The following is an 18,280-nucleotide window of genomic DNA, read 5'->3' as shown; positions in this document are numbered from 1 at the left end:
AATCTGCTACAGGCATTCCAACCGCAGCAACTCGATCCGGAGCGCTTCTGCGCCGGCAGCGGACATGCTCTGCATCGGTGGCAGCAGTTCATTCTGCATATGCCCCATCATGGCCAGCGCCGCCTTGAGCGGTCCCGGATTGGGTTCATCAAACAGCTTTTGGATCAGTGGCAGCAAGCGGTAAAAAATTGCCCGCGCCTGCGCCAGTTGCCCGGCTTGCACCAGTGACGGCAGCAATGCAAACAAGTCTGGCCGCACATGCGCCGCCGCCGCAATCGCGCCGCTGCCACCGAGGCACAGCATGGACAGGATTTGCTGATCTTCACCCGCCATCACGGCCAGATTGCCATCAGCGATCAGTTGCATGGTCGTCGCCAGATTGCCGCCGCAATCCTTGATCGCCGTGACGCGTTCATGCTGCGCAATCGTGCGCAAGGTGCCCAGCTCCATGGCGATGCCGGTGCGATAAGGAATGTTGTAGATCGCTACGGGGACCGAGGCGGCATCCGCCACGCGCCGGAAGAAGTCCACCAATCCGGCCTGCGAGGGTCGGATGTAATACGGTGGCGGCACCAGCAAGCCGGCGATGCGTCTTTGCTGAATCCGCTCCAGCCGGCTCAGCAAGGATGGCAAGTTGTTGTCGCTCAGCCCCATGATGACCGGATGTGCCGGTGCTGCCTCGATGAGTGCATCGAGTACCGCCAGTTGCTGGTCCTCGGTCAGTGCTGCCGCTTCGCCGGTGGTGCCGCAGGCAACCAGCCCGCTAATGCCGGATGCCAGCAAATGCTGCGCGGTTTTCTGCAATGCCGGGAAATCGATATTGCCATTGCGAAACGGGGTGACCAGCGGCACCCAGATACCTGTAAAACTTGTCATTGAAAACTCCACAAGAATGACCGTCAAGTCACCGTCGGGAGGGATGCCGGAAGAGGAAATTGCAGAGGGAGTGTTGCGGAATCTTGTATCTCAGCCTGAGCGCCTGCCATCCTGTCAGCCCACCTGACGGGACAGCACGCCCCGGTCAGATGAGCGACTGTTTTTTCGATTTACCTGCAGCGGCGACCAGCGTCCGTGCCATGGCAGCGAAGCCATGTGCGGAAGTGATGTCGGCGGCAAGAAAAATCATATGGGTGTAGTACGTTGAATCTGCGTTGGTTTTGCGTTGGTGGTGCCGCATTGAACAGGCGGCAATTGCGTTTGATTATTCAACAAAGCAATTGCCGGCGTCAAGATGATTCACGCCGGCCTCAGCCATTAGCATCAATCACGCAACACGATGACCTCAGGCCAGCGTCGCGGTATGCAACTTCACCGCTTCCAGCACGAGCGGATTGAGTTCCGTCCCGCCCTCCTGCTCCACATAGGCCAGCAAGGCCTTGCGCATGCGCGGGTCCCAGAACCGCTTCAGATGTGATGCCAGATCGGTTACCGCCTGTTCATGGTCGGGCATGGTGGAAAAAAAACTGCCGATCTGGTTGGCCATCTTGATCAGATTATCGATATGCATGCTGTACTCCTGGTTCTGTATGAAGTGATCAGCGCAGGCGGTGTGCACCCGCATACACCACGTGTCCCTGGCGTCGCACAAAGCCGATCAGCGTGACATCGGTTTCCTGCGCCAATCGGATTGCCAGTGCCGTCGGCGCCGAAATCGCGGCGACGAAACCGATACCGACCGTGGCCGCCTTTTGTACCATTTCATAACTGGCGCGGCTGGTAATGATTACCGCACCCGTCGAAAAATCCTGTCCTTGTCGCGCCAGCACACCGATCAGCTTATCGAGTGCATTGTGGCGACCGACATCTTCCCTGACCAATGCAATCTTGCCGCTGCGATCCAGCCACGCTGCTGCATGCGTGGCGCCGGTCTGTTGCTGCAATAGCTGTTGCTGCTGCATTTGTTCCAGCGCCGCATGCATGGCATCGGCGGAAAACACGGCGCTGTCGGCTTGCACTGCCGCCGGATGCCGCACCGCCTGCGCCAGCGTTTCAGCGCCGCACAAACCACAGCCGGTACGCCCGGTCAGATTGCGCCGCTTTTCCTTGAGCGCGGCAAACCGTTCGGTAGCAATGCGCATCTGCACCTGCATGCCTTCAGCCGCCATCACTACTTCACATTCATACAACTCACCGGCGCTGGCGATGATGCCCTCGGTCAGCGAAAATCCCAGTGCAAAGTCTTCCAGATCAGCCGGCGTCGCCATCATGACGGCGTGCGAAATACCGTTATATTCGAGGGCCACTGGTACTTCTTCGGCCACCACATCGGTCAGTACTTCGCCTTTGCCGTCGCGCCATTTTTCCACTGCAACGCTGGCCACCACCGGATGCGCATCGTCACCCGGCGGCTCTGTTTCAAGCGCGCTCAGCGTCGGCGACGAAGCTGCGTCACGCATGCTGCCCCCGATATCCACAGGCTGCTGTTTTACGCTTCATTTTTCCGTTTCACTTTCTGCTTCACTTTCTGCTTCACTTTCTGCTCGTTGGCAGCTCATTTGGTCACCGCCGGTTCAGCCGGTTCGCCTTTCAGCAAATCCATCTGTTTCACATGGAAGCGCTGATAATTCTTTTGCCATTCAGACGGCTGCGTCACCGGCAAGATCTGCACCGCCGTCACCTTGTATTCCGGACAATTGGTAGCCCAGTCCGAATTATCGGTGGTAATCACATTGGCGCCCGACTCCGGAAAATGGAAGGTGGTATACACCACGCCCGGCTGCACCCGCTCCGTCACCGTGGCGCGCAATACGGTTTGCCCGGCGCGCGATTCGATGCCGACCCAGTCGCCTTCCCTGATGCCGCGATCTTCCGCATCATGAGGATGGACTTCCAGCAAGTCCTCGCTGTGCCATTGCGAATTCTCGGTACGTCGCGTCTGCGCCCCGACATTGTATTGTGACAGGATACGCCCGGTGGTGAGAATCAGCGGATAACGCTGCGTTACCTTTTCCGCAGTCGGGAAATACTGGGTATTCAGGAATCGTCCCTTGCCGCGAATGAAACTGCCGATATGCATGATCGGCGTACCGGTCGGCGCGGCATCGTTGCAAGGCCACTGAATACTGCCCAGTTGCTCCAGGCGCTGGTAACTGACGCCATGAAAACTCGGTGTCAGCGCCGCAATTTCATCCATGATCTGCGACGGATGCGTATAAGGCATCGGATAGCCGAGCGCTTCGGCCAGCGCCACGGTCACTTCCCAGTCCGACTTGCCGGCCTTGGGCGGCATCACCTTGCGCACGCGCGAAATGCGCCGCTCGGCATTGGTGAAGGTGCCATCCTTTTCGAGGAACGACGAACCCGGCAGAAAAACGTGCGCGTACTTGGCAGTTTCATTCAGGAACAAATCCTGCACTACCACGCATTCCATCGCTGCCAGCGCGGCGGTGACGTGCTGGGTATTCGGATCCGACTGCACGATATCTTCGCCTTCACAGTACAGTCCGAGGAAGCTGCCATCGAGCGCCGCTTCAAACATGTTGGGAATCCGCAAACCCGGCTCCGGATTGAGCGTCACGCCCCAGGCATGTTCGAACTCTGACCGCACCGTGGAATCGGAAATGTGGCGATAGCCCGGCAATTCATGCGGGAATGAACCCATATCGCACGAACCCTGCACATTGTTTTGTCCGCGCAACGGATTGACGCCGACGCCTTCGCGGCCGACGTTGCCGGTGACCATCGCCAGATTGGCAATGCCGATCACCATGGTCGAGCCCTGGGCATGTTCGGTCACGCCGAGTCCGTAATAAATCGCGCCATTGCCGCCGGTAGCAAACAGCCGTGCCGCACCGCGCACATCTGCGGCAGCGACACCGGTAATCTCAGCCATGGCTTCCGGTGAATTCTCCGGCTGCAGGACAAACTGTTTCCACTCTTCATAGGATTTGATATCGCAGCGTTCGGCAATATATTCTTCCTGCTGCAAACCCTCTTGCAGAATCGCGTGCGCCAGTGCGGTGATCACGGCGACGTTGGTGCCTGGCCGCAGCTTCAGATGGAAGTCGGCCTGAATATGCGGCGACTTCACCATCTCAGTGGTGCGCGGATCGATCACGATCAGCTTGGCGCCCTGGCGCAGACGGCGCTTCATTTGCGATGCAAATACCGGATGCGCCGACGCCGGATTGGCGCCGATGATCATGATCACATCCGATTTCATGACCGAATCAAACGTCTGGGTCCCGGCCGATTCTCCCAATGTCGCTTTCAGGCCATAGCCGGTCGGCGAGTGACAAACGCGGGCGCAGGTATCGACGTTGTTGTTGCCGAAGGCGGCGCGCACCAGCTTCTGCACCAGATAGGTTTCTTCGTTGGTGCAGCGCGATGAAGTAATGCCGCCAATCGAATCCTTGCCATGCCTGGCCTGAATCCGGCGGAATTCGCTGGCCGCATGCGACAACGCTTGCTCCCACGACACTTCTTGCCAGGGGTCATTGATATTGCTGCGAATCATCGGCTTCAGGATGCGATCCTTGTGGGTCGCATAACCCCAGGCAAAGCGCCCCTTGACGCATGAGTGACCGTGATTGGCCTGGCCATCCTTGTAGGGCACCATGCGCACCACTTCATTGCCCTTCATCTCGGCCTTGAAGGCGCAACCGACGCCGCAATAGGCGCAGGTAGTGACGGTGCTATGCTCGGCCTGACCCATCATGATCACGGTCTTTTCGGTCAGCGTGGCGGTCGGGCAAGCCTGCACGCAAGCGCCGCAAGACACGCATTCCGACTCCATGAAACTGTCCATCTGCCCGGCCGACACGCGCGATTCAAAGCCGCGACCATTGATGGTCAGCGCAAAAGTACCCTGGGTTTCTTCACAGGCACGCACACAACGATTGCAGACAATGCACTTGGAAGGGTCATACGTGAAGTACGGATTGGATTCATCCTTTTTCAACTGCAGATGGTTTTCGCCATCGTATCCGTAGCGCACCTCGCGCAGACCGACCGCACCGGCCATGTCCTGCAATTCGCAATTGCCGTTGGTGGGACAGGTCAGGCAATCAAGCGGATGGTCGGAGATGTACAGCTCCATCACGCCGCGCCGGATATCGGCCAGCTTCGGCGTCTGCGTGCTGACCTTCATACCGGCTTCGCATGGTGTGGTGCACGAGGCCGGGTACCCTTTCATGCGGCGGCCGTCGGCACCTTCGATTTCCACCAGACACAAGCGACAGGAGCCAAACGGTTCCAGACTGTCGGTAGCGCACAGCTTGGGCACATTGATACCGGCTTCGACGGCGGCGCGCATGACCGATGTACCGGCCACAACTTCCACGCTGACGCCATCGATTTCCAACGTCACGCGCTGCTCTGAGACACGGGCCGGGGTACCGAAATCTGTTTCATTGAGTTGATTCATGTCTGCACTCCTCAACAAGGTGAGCGGCTCAGGCCGCCCGTTCCTCTGGGTTGGAACCGAAATCTTCGGGAAAATGATTCAGGGCCGACAACACCGGATATGGCGTCATGCTGCCCATCGCACACAGCGAGCCGTTGACCATGGTGTCGCACAGATCGCGCAGCAGATGGATCTGGCGCGGCCGGTTGTCATTGGCGATGATCTTGTCGATGACTTCCACGCCGCGCGTCGAACCGATCCGGCATGGCGTGCATTTGCCGCACGATTCAATCGCGCAGAACTGCATCGCGTAACGCGCCTGCTTTGCCATATCGACGCTGTCATCGAACACCACCATGCCGCCGTGACCGACCATGGCCCCGATCGCGGCAAACGCTTCGTAATCGAGCAAGGTATCGAATTGCGAAGCCGGCACATAAGCACCGAGCGGACCGCCGATCTGCACCGCACGAATCGGCCGGCCGCTGGCGCTGCCGCCACCGAAATCAAACAGCAGTTCACGCAGGCTCAGACCGAACGCCTTTTCCACCAGGCCGCCATGACGCACATTGCCGGCCAGTTGAAACGGCAAGGTGCCGTGCGAACGGCCGACGCCGAAGTTCTTGTAAAACATGGCCCCGCGCGCCAGCACAATCGGTACGCTGGCCAATGAAATCACATTGTTGATGACGGTCGGTTTGCCGAACAGACCCTGCAACGCCGGCAGCGGCGGCTTGGCGCGCACCACCCCGCGCTTGCCTTCCAGACTTTCCAGCAAAGCGGTTTCTTCACCGCAGATATAAGCGCCGGCGCCCTTGCGCACTTCCAGCTGGAAGCGCTTGCCGGAACCGAGAATATTGCTGCCCAGATACGCGTTGTCATTGGCCACGGCAATTGCCTGCTCCAGCGCGGCAATCGCGTGCGGGTATTCGGAACGCACATAGATGTAGCCCTGCGTCGCGCCCACCGCAATCGCGGCAATGGTCATGCCTTCGATCAACACAAAGGGATCATCCTCCATTACCATGCGGTCGGAAAAAGTCCCCGAGTCACCCTCGTCGGCATTGCAGACGATATATTTGCGGTCGCCTTTGGCATCGGCTACGGTCTTCCATTTGATGCCGGTGGGAAACGCCGCACCGCCGCGTCCGCGCAAACCGGAATCGAGCACTTCCTGGACGATGGCGGCAGCACTCATGCGCAAGGCATGCTTGAGTCCGACATAGCCTTCATGCGCCAGATAATCGTCGAGCGAGACCGGATCGGTAATGCCGACGCGGGCAAAGGTCAGGCGCTCCTGTTGCTTCAGATAGGGAATTTCGTCGGTCAGGCCATGCGTCAGCGGATGCGCCGCACCGCTCAGAAAACCGGCATCGAACAGGCCCGAGACATCCTCGGCCGCAACCGGGCCGTAAGCCATCCGTCCCTGCGCGGTCGCCACTTCGACCATCGGCTCCAGCCAGAACATGCCGCGCGAACCATTGCGTACCAGTCGGATGGCGATACCGCGCTGCGCAGCTTCCGAGGCAATCGCGGCGGCAACTTCATCCGCGCCTAGCGCCAGCGCCGCCGAATCGCGCGGAACGTAAACCGTCACCGGCATCACGGCGCTCATGACACACCTCGCTTGGTTTGCAACAGGCGTTCCAGTTTAGCGTCGCTGACCCGCGCATGCAGATCGCCATCCAGCACCAGATTCGGACCACAGGCGCACAGACCGAGGCAATACACCGGTTCCAGCGTAAATTGACCATCGGCGCTGGTGCCGTCAAAGACACAACCGAGCAGCGCTTCGGCCTTGGCTGCCAATGCTTCCGAGCCTTGCGCCTGGCAGGCTTCGGCACGGCAAATCTGCAGCACATGCGGCGCTGCCGGTTGCTGCCGGAAATAGTGATAGAAAGAAATCACGCCATGCACTTCGGCCCGCGACACGTTCAGCGCCTGCGCGATGACCGGCACCACGTCGCCGGGAATGAAGCCGAGCGCATCCTGAATGCCGTGCAAGATCGGCAACATCGGCCCCGGCATTTGCGCCCGTTCGGCAATGATGGCGTTAACCCGGCCCAGGGTATCGGCGCTGCTGACGACGGCGCTCTCTGTTTGCTGCCTGCTCATGATTTTGTCTCCTGCCTGTACTGCCTGATAACGCCGGTTGATCGTTTTTATATTCATCCCGGCACAACAAAAAATGACGCGTGATTACGCGCAACAACACCGGCAGCCAATTGGCCGCCCATCCAATGATCGGGGTAAAGAATGACAAGAAGCGCGGCGACAGCAGGCACGGCTGCCGTAGCCTGCGCCCGCCTTTGCCAGTGAAACGGAGAAAGAGGAATTCATGTTCGCCCTGCCTTTCGGGTTGGTACGGAACACATCAGCAATCAATGATTGCAACATTTACAGCCATTTGCCGGCGGCCCCTGCAGCGCAGAGGCCGCCGTCCGACTTATTTGAACAGCACCACTGCCTTTTGCAAGGTCAACGCCACGCCCCAGACCAGCGGAATGCCAACCGCCAGCCATGCGGCACCAATAACGATTGGATTGCCGCCATGACCTACTCGTTCCAGTTCCGCTGCCGACAGGCTGGCGGTATTGTCTGAAGACGATTTTTCATGCGCCAGTTTCTTTTCATGCGCCAACTCTTCTGCCGTCATGAAGTGCTTTTGCGCTACCGGCCGCACCAGCAAATTACAGATCAGGCCCAGTACCAGCATGCCGGCCAGAATGTACATGGTGGTGTTGTAGACCGACTCCCGCGGCATGCCGAGCGACAGTTGGTATTCACGCATGTAATTCACCACCACCGGGCCGAGAATACCGGCGGTGGCCCATGCGGTGAGCAGACGACCGTGAATCGCCCCCACCATCTGGGTCCCGAACAGGTCGGCCAGATAGGCCGGCACCGTGGCAAAACCGCCACCGTACATCGACAGGATCAGACAGACGGCGCCGACGAACAAGGCGATGCTGCCCGACTTGGCCGACCATGGCAGGCTGACGTACAAGATGAAGCCGAGCACGAAGAAGATGCAGTAAGTCATCTTGCGGCCGAAAAAGTCGGAACAGGAGGCCCAGACGAAACGGCCGCCAATATTGAACAGACTGATCAGCCCGGTAAAGCCGGCAGCAATCGCGGCAATCCCCGCCTTTTGCTCCATCGACAGATCACCGAACTTGACGTCGACCCCGAGCAGATGCCCGCCAAACACTTCCTGCAACATGGGCGAAGCAATCCCGATCACGCCGATCCCGGCCGACACATTCAGGCACAGCACCAGCCATATCAGCCAGAACTGCGGAATGCCCCAGACCTTGCTGACGTGCACGTGATGCTGCGTGATCATGGTGTTGTTGTTGGCCGCCGGCGGCGTCCAGCCGGTCGGTTTCCAGCCGCTTGGCGGTACCCGGTAACCAAAGGCACCGGCCATCATGAAGACGAAATAGATGATCGCCATTACCACGAAGGTTTCCCAGACACCGACCGAGGTCGGCGTGGCGAAATGCTTCATCAGCTTGTCGGCCAGCGGACTGCCGACCAGCGCGCCGCCGCCGAAGCCCATGATCGCCATGCCGGTGGCCATGCCACGGCGGTCAGGAAACCATTTGATGAGCGTCGACACCGGCGAGATATAACCGAGACCGAGTCCGATGCCGCCGATCACCCCGGATCCCAGCCACATCAGCCAGATCTGGTGCGAATAGACGCCAAAGGCCGAGATCAGCAAGCCGCCGCACCAGCAAAATGCTGCTACTACGCCAGCCTTGCGTGGCCCGGCACGTTCCAGCCAGCCGCCCCAGATGGCCGCAGAAATGCCGAGCAAAACGAAGAACATGGTGTACATCCAGCCCAACATGGAAATTTTCCAGTCACAACTGGTAGACATGACCTGCGCCATGAAACCGGCATCAGGCGCACAGGCAATCGACTCCTTGATACCCAGTGCGCGCGACAGCGGCAGCCAGAATACCGAGAAACCGTAAGCCATACCGATACAGAGATGAATTGCGAGTGCTGCCGGCGGAACCAGCCAGCGATTGAAACCGGGTTTAGCAATGGTGTGTTCTTTTTCCAGGAAATCGAAAGCCATTTGTCCTCCTCTAGTTGTTGCGAATTGGCAATTATATGCAGAAGAGACAACAACCCAGAACTTCATGCATAAGTTTGCATATTATTTTTTATATAGTTCGCCTGCTCAGCGCAAGGTATCATCGAACTCTTCCAGCTTCAATATGCTTCTTTTTACATATAAGAGATCGTAAAAAAACGCTCATGTATAAGGTCCAGATCAAACCGCACTGGGAAATCGCGCATAACGGCGCCATCCCGTTCGACACGGCAGAACTGCTGTCGCTCTTGACGGCGATTCAGCAAACCGGCTCGATTGCGCAAGCGGCGCAACAACTGAAGCACTCCTATCGGCATGCCTGGGGCTTGTTGCGCACCTCGGAAACCAACTTCGGCCATGCCTTGATCGACAGTGATCGCGGGCGCGGCACCACCCTCACGGTATTTGCCAATAAATTGTTATGGGCCGATCGTCTGGTCAATGCGCGGCTGTCGCCCACGCTCGACAGCCTGGCCTCGGAACTGGAAATCGAGCTCGGAAAAACGGTAGAAGGAAAATTGCAGGCGGTGCGCATGAATGCCAGTCACGGCTTTGCCGTGAATGCGGTATTGAAGTTGCTGGAACGCGCCGGCATACCGATTGAAGTACGCTACCGCCACAGCACCGATGCGCTGGCCGCCATGGTCAGACAGGAATGCGATCTGGCCGGCTTTCACGTGCCGCTCGGCAAATTCCAGAAACCGGCCATGCTGACCTATACCAAATGGCTGGAAAAGCGGCACGACTTTTTACTGCATCTGGCGATCCGCGACCTGGGACTGTTTGTCGCCACCGGCAATCCGAAAAACATCAAGGGCCTGTCCGACCTGACCCGCACCGATCTGCGCTTCGTCAATCGCGAAGCCGGTTCCGGCACCCGCATGTTGTTTGAACTGATGCTGGCCGACGCCCGGATTTCGCACAAACAGATTACCGGCTTCGGCAGCAACGAATTCACCCATTCCGCAGTCGCCGCCTTCATCGCCAGCGGCATGGCCGACGTCGGCTTCGGGGTCAAGACCGCGGCCCATCATTTCGGTCTCGATTTCATTCCGCTGGTGCGCGAGCGCTATTTCTTCGCGATGCCGGCCACCGCGCTCAGCGATCCGCTGGTGCATGGCGTGATCGATATTCTGCAATCCCCCGCTTGCCGCGAAGCAATCAATGATTTGCCGGGTTACGACGGCACCGACACCGGCAAGATTCAAACCGTGGCCGAAGCATTTGCGCACGCCTGAACCAACGTGCAATCAGGGTGCCAGGTCGGGATGCAGATCCAGTTTTTCCTGCAAGAACCTGACGCATTCGCGCACCTTGGCCGAATTCTTCAACTGCAACGGATACACCGCACATAAATCGGCTTCCTGATAATAATCAGGCAATACCCGCCGCAGACTGCCCTGCTTGAGGCTGACGGCGACATCCCAGATCGAGCGCAAGATGATGCCATGGCCGTCCACCGCCCATTGGTGAATGATCTCGCCATGATTCGATGCCAGGCCGCCGGCGACCTTGACGGTTTCCATGCCGTTGGGACCCAGCATGCGCCAGATGCCGAATGACTGGTTGCGCTCGCGAATCACCAGACATTGATGCCGGGTCAGCTCGGACAGACTGGCCGGCATGCCGTGCCGTTGCAGATAGGCCGGACTGGCGCACAATACGCGCTGGCTGCCGATGATGCGCTTGGCAAACAGATGCGGTTCATGCACCGGCCCGACCCGGATGTCGAGGTCGAAACCTTCATTGATCATGTCGACATTGCGATCAAACAATTCCAGTTGAATCTTGAGATCGGGATGCATGGCGGCAAACTCGGAAATGATCGGCGACACATATTTGCGGCCCAGCGCAAAACTGGTGCTGATCTTGAGCAAGCCGCGCGGAATGCGTTTGGCGCTGGTCACGGTTTCCAGCATCTGATCGACATCATCCAGAATGCGGCGCGCCCAGTCATGCGCATTGCTGCCGTCTTCGGTCATCACCACGCTGCGCGTCGTGCGATGAAACAAGCGCACGCCGAGCGTCTCTTCCAATACCGCAATGCGCTTGCTGATATAGGCCGGCGAGGCGCCGACTTCCTTGGCGGTTTCGATAAAACTGCTCTTGCGGGCAATCGTGCAAAACAAGCGCAAGTCTTCCAATAGTGGCTTATTGTTCATGATTCGTGTTTTATAGAATTACCAAATCGTGAATTATATCGATGTCAGGGCCGCAGTGAATGCGTTTATGATTTCCTGCGCATTCGACAGAACGTCGGTCCAGCATCAGATTTCAGACACAGGAGAAACACATGACACGTCATAAAGTAGCAGTCATCGCCGGCGACGGCATCGGCCAGGAAGTGATCCCGGAAGGCTTGCGCACGCTGGAAGCAGCGGCCGCCAAATTCGGCATCGAGATTGAATACACCCATTTCGACTGGGCCCACTGCGGTTACTACGCCCAGCACGGCAAGATGATGCCGGATGACTGGTTCGATCAGCTCAAAGGCTTTGAAGCGATTTTCTTCGGCGCCGTCGGCTGGCCGGCAACCGTGCCGGATCACGTCTCGCTGTGGGGTTCGCTGCTGAAGTTCCGGCGTGAGTTCGACCTCTACGTCAATCTGCGTCCGGTCCGGCTGATGCCTGGCGTACCGTGTCCGCTGGCCGGCCGCAAGCCGGGCGACATCGATTTCTATGTGGTGCGCGAAAACACCGAAGGCGAATACTCGTCCATCGGCGGCCGCATGTATGAAGGCACCGAGCGCGAAGTGGTGATCCAGGAATCGGTATTCACCCGTCACGGCGTTGACCGCATTCTGAAATATGCATTCGAACTGGCGCAAAGCCGTCCCAAGAAACATCTGACCTCGGCCACCAAGTCGAATGGCATCGCCATCACCATGCCGTACTGGGATGAACGGGTCGAAGCCATGGCACCGCAGTATGGCGATGTCAAATGGGACAAATATCACATCGACATCCTGACCGCTCATTTCGTACTCAATCCGCAACGTTTTGACGTCGTGGTCGCGCCCAACCTGTTCGGCGACATTCTGTCCGACCTCGGCCCGGCCTGCGCCGGCACCATCGGCATCGCGCCATCGGCCAATCTGAATCCGGACCGCAAGCTGCCATCGCTGTTTGAACCGGTGCACGGCTCGGCGCCTGATATCGCCGGCAAGAACATCGCCAATCCGATCGCCACCATCTGGTCGGCAGCGATGATGCTGGACTTCCTCGGCAACGGCAAACCGCAATACAAACAAGCGCATGACGCCATCCTGGCGGCGATTGAAAAAGTATTGGTGGCCGGACCGACCACTGCCGATCTCGGCGGCAGCGGCAACACCACCGAAGTTGGCAAGGCCATCGCCGCCGCCATCTGAGTCTGCAATTGATCTTGCATCAGCATCAGTAGCATCCGCACTGCCGGTACGCCCGACCGCGAGCGTAACCGGCAGGCACACAGCCCGCAGAGGCTGCCATTCCACCGGAGGAGACAAGCATGAAAGCATGGAAATTCCTGCTGCCAGCAGCTGCATTGGCAGTCATCAGCAACAGCTTCGCGCAAACCCCGCAAGCACCGATCATCATCAAGTTCAGCCACGTGGTGGCCGCCAATACGTCCAAGGGCAAGACCGCCGATTACTTCAAGAAAATCGTCGAAGAACGCACGCACGGCCGCGTCAAGGTCGAAGTCTTTCCCAACAGTCAGCTATATAAAGACAAGGAAGAACTGGAAGCGCTGCAAATGGGCTCGGTACAAATGCTGGCCCCGACCTTCGGCAAATTCGGCCCGATGGGATTGCGCGAATTCGAAGTGTTCGATCTGCCGTACCTGTTCGACAATATGGCGCAAGCCCAGAAAGTCACCCAAGGCCCTATCGGCCACGCGCTGCTGAAAAAGCTCGACAGCAAAGGTCTGACCGGACTGGCCATGTGGGACAGCGGCTTTCTGGACTGGACCTCCAACAAACCGATTGTGAAACCGGCCGATATCAAGGGCATGAAGATCCGCATCCAGTCCTCCAAAGTGATTGATGCGCGCACCCGTATTGTCGGCGCCTTGCCGCAAGTCATGCCATGGTCGGAAATCTATCAGGGCTTGCAAACCGGTGTCGTCGACGGCCAGGAAAACCCGCCGTCCATCGTCAATACCGCCAAGCTGTATGAAGTGCAAAAATTCATGACCCTCTCCGAGCACGGCTATCACGGCTACGTGTTCATCGCCAACAAGCGCTTCTGGGATGCCTTGCCGGCGGATGTGCGACCGATCATGGACAAGGCGGTGCTGGATGCTACCGCCTACTTCAACAGCAATGCGAAAAAGGAAAATGACGACGCGCTGGAAGAAATCCGCAAAACCGGCAAGACCAAAATCCTGACCATGACGCCGGAAGAAAAGAACGAATGGAAAACCATTCAGTTCAAAGTCCATAGCGAAATGGCTGACCGCATCGGCAAGGAATGGATTCAATCGATCTACAAGGAAATCGGCTACACCATCACACTCAGGTAAGCGACGCCACTTGCCTGGCGGCGGATGGCAATGAAAACGGTCGCCGCGGGCGGCCGTTTTCATTGCATGACGTCACAACGGTAGCATTGATCCCACAAAGCAGCCGCCCGAAATCAGCGCAAACCGCCACGGCATGTTAGGATTTGTCCGAAATTTTGATCCAACCACCGCCAGCCAAGCACCACATGACGAGCAGATTCCGCACCATTTCCAGCTATGCCAGTACCCACGCCCTGTTCTGGGCGTTGACCGTGCTGATCATGCTGGAAGACGATGTCGCCATGCTCGCCTTCATGTTTTGCTGAACGCGCGACTCCACTTCCCCGCCATGATGAAATATGCCGTACTGGTATTGTCGACCACATTACTGAGCATGCCCGCAGCACAGGCGGCCGAATGGTCGCTGCTCGGCGATAACGATATCGGCACGTTCTTTGTCGAAAAGGCCAGCATCATCTCGACCCGGGGCGTGTTGCAAGCCAGGATTCTGCTGAACTGGAACCAGCCGCAAGAATTGCTCGGCCACGGCGACAAGTACTACACCTCCGAAATTTCCACTGCCTATCTCGATTGCGACAAGCGCAAGATCGGTTTCGGCAGCCGCACCATGTATGACAAGGCCGACGGTCGCGGCAAGGTATTGTTTTCGCCGTATCTGGCCTACTCCGAAGTCAAGCTGCAAGACACCCTGCCCGGCTCCACCGGCGAGCAGATGGTCAAACTGGTCTGCAACAAGCGGCCCGGCCGCTGATTTTTCCCGCCTGGCAAGCCAGCGGGCATCACACCTTCATCGGCAAGATCACCATTTGCAGGCCATCGAAATGCAGCCGGCGCTGAATTGCCAGCGCGGCCTGATTGTGCAGCAGACGGATAAACCAGTTGTCTTGTTCGAAGATCAGCTTGCTGGTGAAAAAGATCGCATTCGGAAATTGCTTGCTGATCGCGTGACACTGGCGCGTCACTTCCTGAACCGCATCGGTCCCGAAACCCAGATACGAGGCGGCCGCCATGCCGTGGCTGCGACAGAAATCAACAAAGAACTGCAATGTGGCATTGGCTTCGGCCCGCATTTGCTCGACCGCACCTTCGCCGCCATACGCATGTGAATCGACGGTGCGCGCATTGACGAAAATGAAATTCTTGAAATGCGCCGGGAACATGCGCTGTACCCACAGCAAGGCATGCAAGCCGCCGCCACGCGAGGTGCCGACGATGAACACCGCAGTCTGATTGGCGGGGTCCGGCGTCAGCGCTTCCATCCGGGTACCGAATGGCTGGCTGGCAAAGATCTGATCCACCGAGCGGATCGCTTCCTTGGTGTCGCGATAATGATTGCGGATATAAATGCACAGTGCCGACATGGCGCCAATGATCACCGCCGTGGCCCAGCCGCCGGCAGTCAGCTTTTCAACCAACAGCACCACCAGAATCGCAGCGCAGATCACGAAACCGGTCAGCGACAGCAGGAAGCGCCGTTTCCAGTGCGCCAGCTGACGCCGCTGCCGCCACCAGTAGCGACACAGGCCGAACAACGAAATGGCAAAGGTCAGAAATACCGAAATCGAATACAGCACGATCAGCAAGGTGACGCTGCCTTGGGTCCAGAACAGAATCGCCAGCGCCGCCACGCCCATCACCAGAATGCCGTTTTGCGTCACCAGCCGGGTCGACAGGTAGCGGAATTTATGCGGCACCCAGGAATCCACCGCCATGTTGGACAACACCGCCGGACCGCCCAGAAAGCCGGTATTAGCGGCCACGAACAGCAGCCCGGCCTCGAACGCCAGCACGATCACCAGCAACAGATCGCTGACCCACTGATCGCCGAGCGCCATGCTTTCGATGATCATGCGGAAGGTCGTGGCATTGAGCGTCTGGCCATCGACATGGCGCGCATCCCACAACAGATACAGCAGAAAAATGCCGCCGGCCGTGAACGCCAGCGACAAGGCCATGTAAAACATGGTCATCTTGCCGGTGCGCACGCGCGGCTCAGCCAGCATATTGACGTTATTCGATACCGCTTCCAGTCCGGTATAGGTACCGCCGCCTTGCGAATACGCCAGCAACAGCATGCCGGCCACGCCGATCCAGCCGATCTGCTGCGCCAGCGAACCGGTTTCGGCCAACGTGGTCGGCACCAGCGCCGGAAAATAGGCGGCATGGGCAAATACGCCATACACGATCAAAATGAAATGGGTCACCACGAAACCGAGAAAAACCGGCAGCAGGAATTTGATGGCTTCTTTGAGACCGCGCAGATTGAGGACGATCAGGACGCCGATGAAAAACGCCTCGGCCCATAATTTATAGGGTTGAAAACCGAGCGGCAACAACGATGCCAGGGCATCGACGCCGGAGGCAATCGAAATCGCAATGGTCAAGACATAATCGAGAATCAGGGCAACGCCGGAAATCAGTCCGAGATAGGGACCAACCAGTTTGGTGGCAACCCGGTAACCGCCACCGCCGGTCGGAAACAGTTCGATCACCTGGTTATAGGCCAGCGCAATGATGAAGACCGTCAGCGCCGTGGCCAGCGCCAGATACAAACCAAGATGAGTATGGCCGCCGAGCGCGCGGAAACTTTCTTCCGGGCCATAGGCCGAAGACGACAGACCGTCCGCGCCCAGTCCGACCCACGCCAGAAACGCTACCAGTGCCAGAGAATGACGCGTATCCCGTTGCATCGGATCCAGCGCCTTGCCAAACAGTATTTCTCGAATCTTCAACAGCTTCATTATTGTGTATCGCGTGCCAACGGCTTTTCATTCAAGCGGCGATGATACCCGTTTGCGCGAAACCCCGTCAGACAGGAATATGCAAAAAGGGTATTGCCTCCAATGACAAACTCCGTCATAATCGCGTTCTTGCGTTGCCGGGATGGCGGAATAGGTAGACGCACGGGACTCAAAATCCCGCGGTGGTGACACCGTGCCGGTTCGATTCCGGCTCCCGGCACCAAAACATATATTAAAAGGCCCTCAGAAATGAGGGCCTTTTTTATTTTCCAGAGCAGAAATCAGTACGGTCTGTTACTGCAATGTTGAATTGCACCGAATATTGACCCACTTTTTGTGGCTCAGTTTTCAGTGCAATCTACAGAGACGTCGCGCTCCGTGGGGTCACATCACCGAACTTGGATGACACGCTAAACGTGGTTCGGTTACAACCTTGGTATTCGGAGTTCCGCTACTAAAAAAATCCTAAAATTTAGGATGCTTTTTAATTAACTATTTTCAATTTTTTGATAGGTTCTTCCATATTCAGAAAATGAAGTAAATAAGAAATTGAGCAGAGCATGTGTAAACAGATTCAGAAGCGTATCTTCGGTGCTGCTTTCGCGAAAGCTTTGATGAACGAGGGCATGACGCAATTCTGTAATTTTTTCCATTGCATCCTCCTTAAATTTCCTAGCTTCCTCATCTTTTTCCCCTGAATAGGCGGAATCAAGAGCAATTTCTGCAAAATCAGTCGTCGCAAAATTTAGTGCCAATCTCGACCCCAGTGAGTGATTGACGTTCCACCCTAAGCCAGAAGAACACGCGCCCAATAGCTCAAGATCCGTGCCTTGAAAACCAATTTTTTCTTTTAATTTCGATATTTTTTTAAGAGGAAAAAAGAATTCGACAATCCGGTAAAGCTCGACAAAAAAATTAGTATTTCGACCTGACATAGCGGTCCATAAAACCTGTTGCAGTAGCCACTCATGATCTTTTTGAGGTACTGCTAACATAACCGAAATTAGTTCATTTCTAAAAAAAATTACATTCGTCGCAGGTAGTTCAACGGATAGCAAGAGTTTCAATATCAAGACTTCTTCAGAATCCTGTGTAAATTCCTCATCAATTTCTATACATGCAATTTTTGGTAACAAAGCTTCAAAATCAGCCTGAAAGATTGGCATTTTCTGCCAAACGGCCGGAGCTATCAGAGACTTCGCTTTCGCACCAACCTTGCAAACAAATGCCATCTTTTGTAAAAATGAGAGCTCAGCTTCGTGCACTCCCTCTACAAGTGAGTCAGCGAGAACTAAGCTACGTTTTCCATCCAAATAAGCTCCGCAAACAAATACTTGACTCCCCTCTCGCACTACCACCAATGCGAGACCTTCAATCACACGAGGAATTCCAACCGAAGTAACGGAAAATCTAGACATCAATTGCTCTACAATTTCGTCGTAGGAAGGATCCTTTGAATCCACTGGAGTAACCCAAAACTTTGCTTTTCCCGGTAGATTATTCGATTGACTGCTATCGGCGTTTTGGGTGAACCATTGATATATATCCGTCGTTATGAATTTTTTTACGTTAAGAGACATATCA

At 56.8% G+C, this 18,280-nt stretch carries 14 protein-coding genes and 1 tRNA gene; 5 read left to right on the top strand and 10 right to left on the bottom strand.

Going from position 1 to position 18,280, the window contains the following annotated elements; translation table 11 throughout:
• Positions 1–6: 6 nt before the first annotated feature.
• The 7 genes from dapA to AKL27_RS23025 form a co-directional block, all read right to left on the bottom strand.
• Entirely contained in the window at positions 7–876 is an 870-nt protein-coding gene (dapA, locus tag AKL27_RS23055; protein ID WP_050465218.1) for a 4-hydroxy-tetrahydrodipicolinate synthase, read from the bottom strand.
• A 406-nt stretch (positions 877–1,282) separates the two neighbouring features.
• Positions 1,283–1,507, bottom strand: coding sequence for a formate dehydrogenase subunit delta (locus tag AKL27_RS23050; protein WP_050465217.1), 225 nt, complete (start codon positions 1,505–1,507; stop codon positions 1,283–1,285).
• Positions 1,508–1,535: 28 nt separating this feature from the next.
• On the bottom strand, positions 1,536–2,396 hold the full coding sequence (gene fdhD / locus AKL27_RS23045) for a formate dehydrogenase accessory sulfurtransferase FdhD (RefSeq protein ID WP_083439240.1): 861 nt from the start codon (positions 2,394–2,396) through the stop codon (positions 1,536–1,538).
• Positions 2,397–2,491: 95 nt separating this feature from the next.
• Entirely contained in the window at positions 2,492–5,365 is a 2,874-nt protein-coding gene (fdhF, locus tag AKL27_RS23040) for a formate dehydrogenase subunit alpha (protein ID WP_050465216.1), read from the bottom strand.
• Between the two features lie 28 nt (positions 5,366–5,393).
• Complete coding sequence (locus AKL27_RS23035) at positions 5,394–6,959, bottom strand: formate dehydrogenase beta subunit (protein ID WP_198156061.1); 1,566 nt, start codon at positions 6,957–6,959, stop codon at positions 5,394–5,396.
• Positions 6,956–7,459: a formate dehydrogenase subunit gamma gene (locus AKL27_RS23030; RefSeq protein WP_083439235.1), complete on the bottom strand. Its 504-nt coding sequence runs from the start codon at positions 7,457–7,459 to the stop codon at positions 6,956–6,958. The genes AKL27_RS23035 and AKL27_RS23030 overlap by 4 nt, the downstream gene beginning before the upstream one ends.
• 331 nt (positions 7,460–7,790) lie before the next feature.
• Positions 7,791–9,434 carry an OFA family MFS transporter gene (locus AKL27_RS23025; protein ID WP_050465215.1) on the bottom strand — a complete coding sequence of 548 codons (1,644 nt, stop codon included), beginning with the start codon at positions 9,432–9,434 and terminating at the stop codon, positions 7,791–7,793.
• Positions 9,435–9,616: 182 nt separating this feature from the next.
• Here AKL27_RS23025 and AKL27_RS23020 point away from each other — a divergent pair, with 182 nt between their 5' ends.
• Positions 9,617–10,690 (top strand): substrate-binding domain-containing protein, encoded by a 1,074-nt coding sequence (locus AKL27_RS23020; protein ID WP_050465214.1) that lies wholly within the window; start codon positions 9,617–9,619, stop codon positions 10,688–10,690.
• A 12-nt stretch (positions 10,691–10,702) separates the two neighbouring features.
• On the opposite strand, the gene AKL27_RS23015 is transcribed toward AKL27_RS23020, so the two are convergent.
• Positions 10,703–11,614 (bottom strand): LysR family transcriptional regulator, encoded by a 912-nt coding sequence (locus tag AKL27_RS23015; RefSeq protein ID WP_050465213.1) that lies wholly within the window; start codon positions 11,612–11,614, stop codon positions 10,703–10,705.
• Positions 11,615–11,745: 131 nt separating this feature from the next.
• Between AKL27_RS23015 and AKL27_RS23010 the strand changes: the two genes are divergently transcribed.
• The 3 genes from AKL27_RS23010 to AKL27_RS23000 all read left to right on the top strand — a co-directional run bounded on the left by AKL27_RS23010 (position 11,746) and on the right by AKL27_RS23000 (position 14,706).
• Positions 11,746–12,822, top strand: coding sequence for a tartrate dehydrogenase (locus tag AKL27_RS23010; protein ID WP_050465212.1), 1,077 nt, complete (start codon positions 11,746–11,748; stop codon positions 12,820–12,822).
• 119 nt (positions 12,823–12,941) lie between these two features.
• Complete coding sequence (locus AKL27_RS23005) at positions 12,942–13,955, top strand: DctP family TRAP transporter solute-binding subunit (RefSeq protein ID WP_050465211.1); 1,014 nt, start codon at positions 12,942–12,944, stop codon at positions 13,953–13,955.
• Between the two features lie 328 nt (positions 13,956–14,283).
• Entirely contained in the window at positions 14,284–14,706 is a 423-nt protein-coding gene (locus AKL27_RS23000) for a surface-adhesin E family protein (RefSeq protein WP_083439234.1), read from the top strand.
• 28 nt (positions 14,707–14,734) lie between these two features.
• Here the strand turns inward: AKL27_RS23000 and AKL27_RS22995 are convergent, their stop codons facing one another.
• The gene (locus AKL27_RS22995) at positions 14,735–16,696 is read right to left on the bottom strand and encodes an APC family permease (RefSeq protein WP_050465210.1); all 1,962 of its coding nucleotides are present in this window, start codon (positions 16,694–16,696) and stop codon (positions 14,735–14,737) included.
• Positions 16,697–16,832: 136 nt separating this feature from the next.
• Between AKL27_RS22995 and AKL27_RS22990 the strand changes: the two genes are divergently transcribed.
• A tRNA-Leu gene (locus tag AKL27_RS22990) sits at positions 16,833–16,919 on the top strand.
• 265 nt (positions 16,920–17,184) lie between these two features.
• On the opposite strand, the gene AKL27_RS22985 is transcribed toward AKL27_RS22990, so the two are convergent.
• A complete protein-coding gene (locus tag AKL27_RS22985; RefSeq protein WP_050465209.1) occupies positions 17,185–18,276 on the bottom strand; it encodes a hypothetical protein in 1,092 nt (363 codons plus the stop codon).
• Positions 18,277–18,280 lie beyond the last annotated feature (4 nt).

Source organism: Herbaspirillum autotrophicum (assembly GCF_001189915.1).
GTDB lineage: Bacteria > Pseudomonadota > Gammaproteobacteria > Burkholderiales > Burkholderiaceae_D > Herbaspirillum > Herbaspirillum autotrophicum.
This window is presented reverse-complemented; position numbering and strand designations above follow the sequence as displayed.

What these genes read in the sequence shown, in the direction of transcription:
- AKL27_RS23020 (WP_050465214.1), top strand. Translation starts at nt 9,617, where the DNA reads ATGTATAAGGTCCAGATCAAACCGCACTGGGAAATCGCGCATAACGGC.
- AKL27_RS23010 (WP_050465212.1), top strand. Translation starts at nt 11,746, where the DNA reads ATGACACGTCATAAAGTAGCAGTCATCGCCGGCGACGGCATCGGCCAG.
- AKL27_RS23030 (WP_083439235.1), bottom strand. Translation starts at nt 7,459, where the DNA reads ATGAGCAGGCAGCAAACAGAGAGCGCCGTCGTCAGCAGCGCCGATACC.
- AKL27_RS23025 (WP_050465215.1), bottom strand. Translation starts at nt 9,434, where the DNA reads ATGGCTTTCGATTTCCTGGAAAAAGAACACACCATTGCTAAACCCGGT.
- AKL27_RS23035 (WP_198156061.1), bottom strand. Translation starts at nt 6,959, where the DNA reads ATGAGCGCCGTGATGCCGGTGACGGTTTACGTTCCGCGCGATTCGGCG.
- AKL27_RS22985 (WP_050465209.1), bottom strand. Translation starts at nt 18,276, where the DNA reads ATGTCTCTTAACGTAAAAAAATTCATAACGACGGATATATATCAATGG.
- AKL27_RS23000 (WP_083439234.1), top strand. Translation starts at nt 14,284, where the DNA reads ATGATGAAATATGCCGTACTGGTATTGTCGACCACATTACTGAGCATG.
- fdhD (WP_083439240.1), bottom strand. Translation starts at nt 2,396, where the DNA reads ATGCGTGACGCAGCTTCGTCGCCGACGCTGAGCGCGCTTGAAACAGAG.
- AKL27_RS23015 (WP_050465213.1), bottom strand. Translation starts at nt 11,614, where the DNA reads ATGAACAATAAGCCACTATTGGAAGACTTGCGCTTGTTTTGCACGATT.
- AKL27_RS23050 (WP_050465217.1), bottom strand. Translation starts at nt 1,507, where the DNA reads ATGCATATCGATAATCTGATCAAGATGGCCAACCAGATCGGCAGTTTT.
- AKL27_RS23005 (WP_050465211.1), top strand. Translation starts at nt 12,942, where the DNA reads ATGAAAGCATGGAAATTCCTGCTGCCAGCAGCTGCATTGGCAGTCATC.
- fdhF (WP_050465216.1), bottom strand. Translation starts at nt 5,365, where the DNA reads ATGAATCAACTCAATGAAACAGATTTCGGTACCCCGGCCCGTGTCTCA.
- dapA (WP_050465218.1), bottom strand. Translation starts at nt 876, where the DNA reads ATGACAAGTTTTACAGGTATCTGGGTGCCGCTGGTCACCCCGTTTCGC.
- AKL27_RS22995 (WP_050465210.1), bottom strand. Translation starts at nt 16,696, where the DNA reads ATGAAGCTGTTGAAGATTCGAGAAATACTGTTTGGCAAGGCGCTGGAT.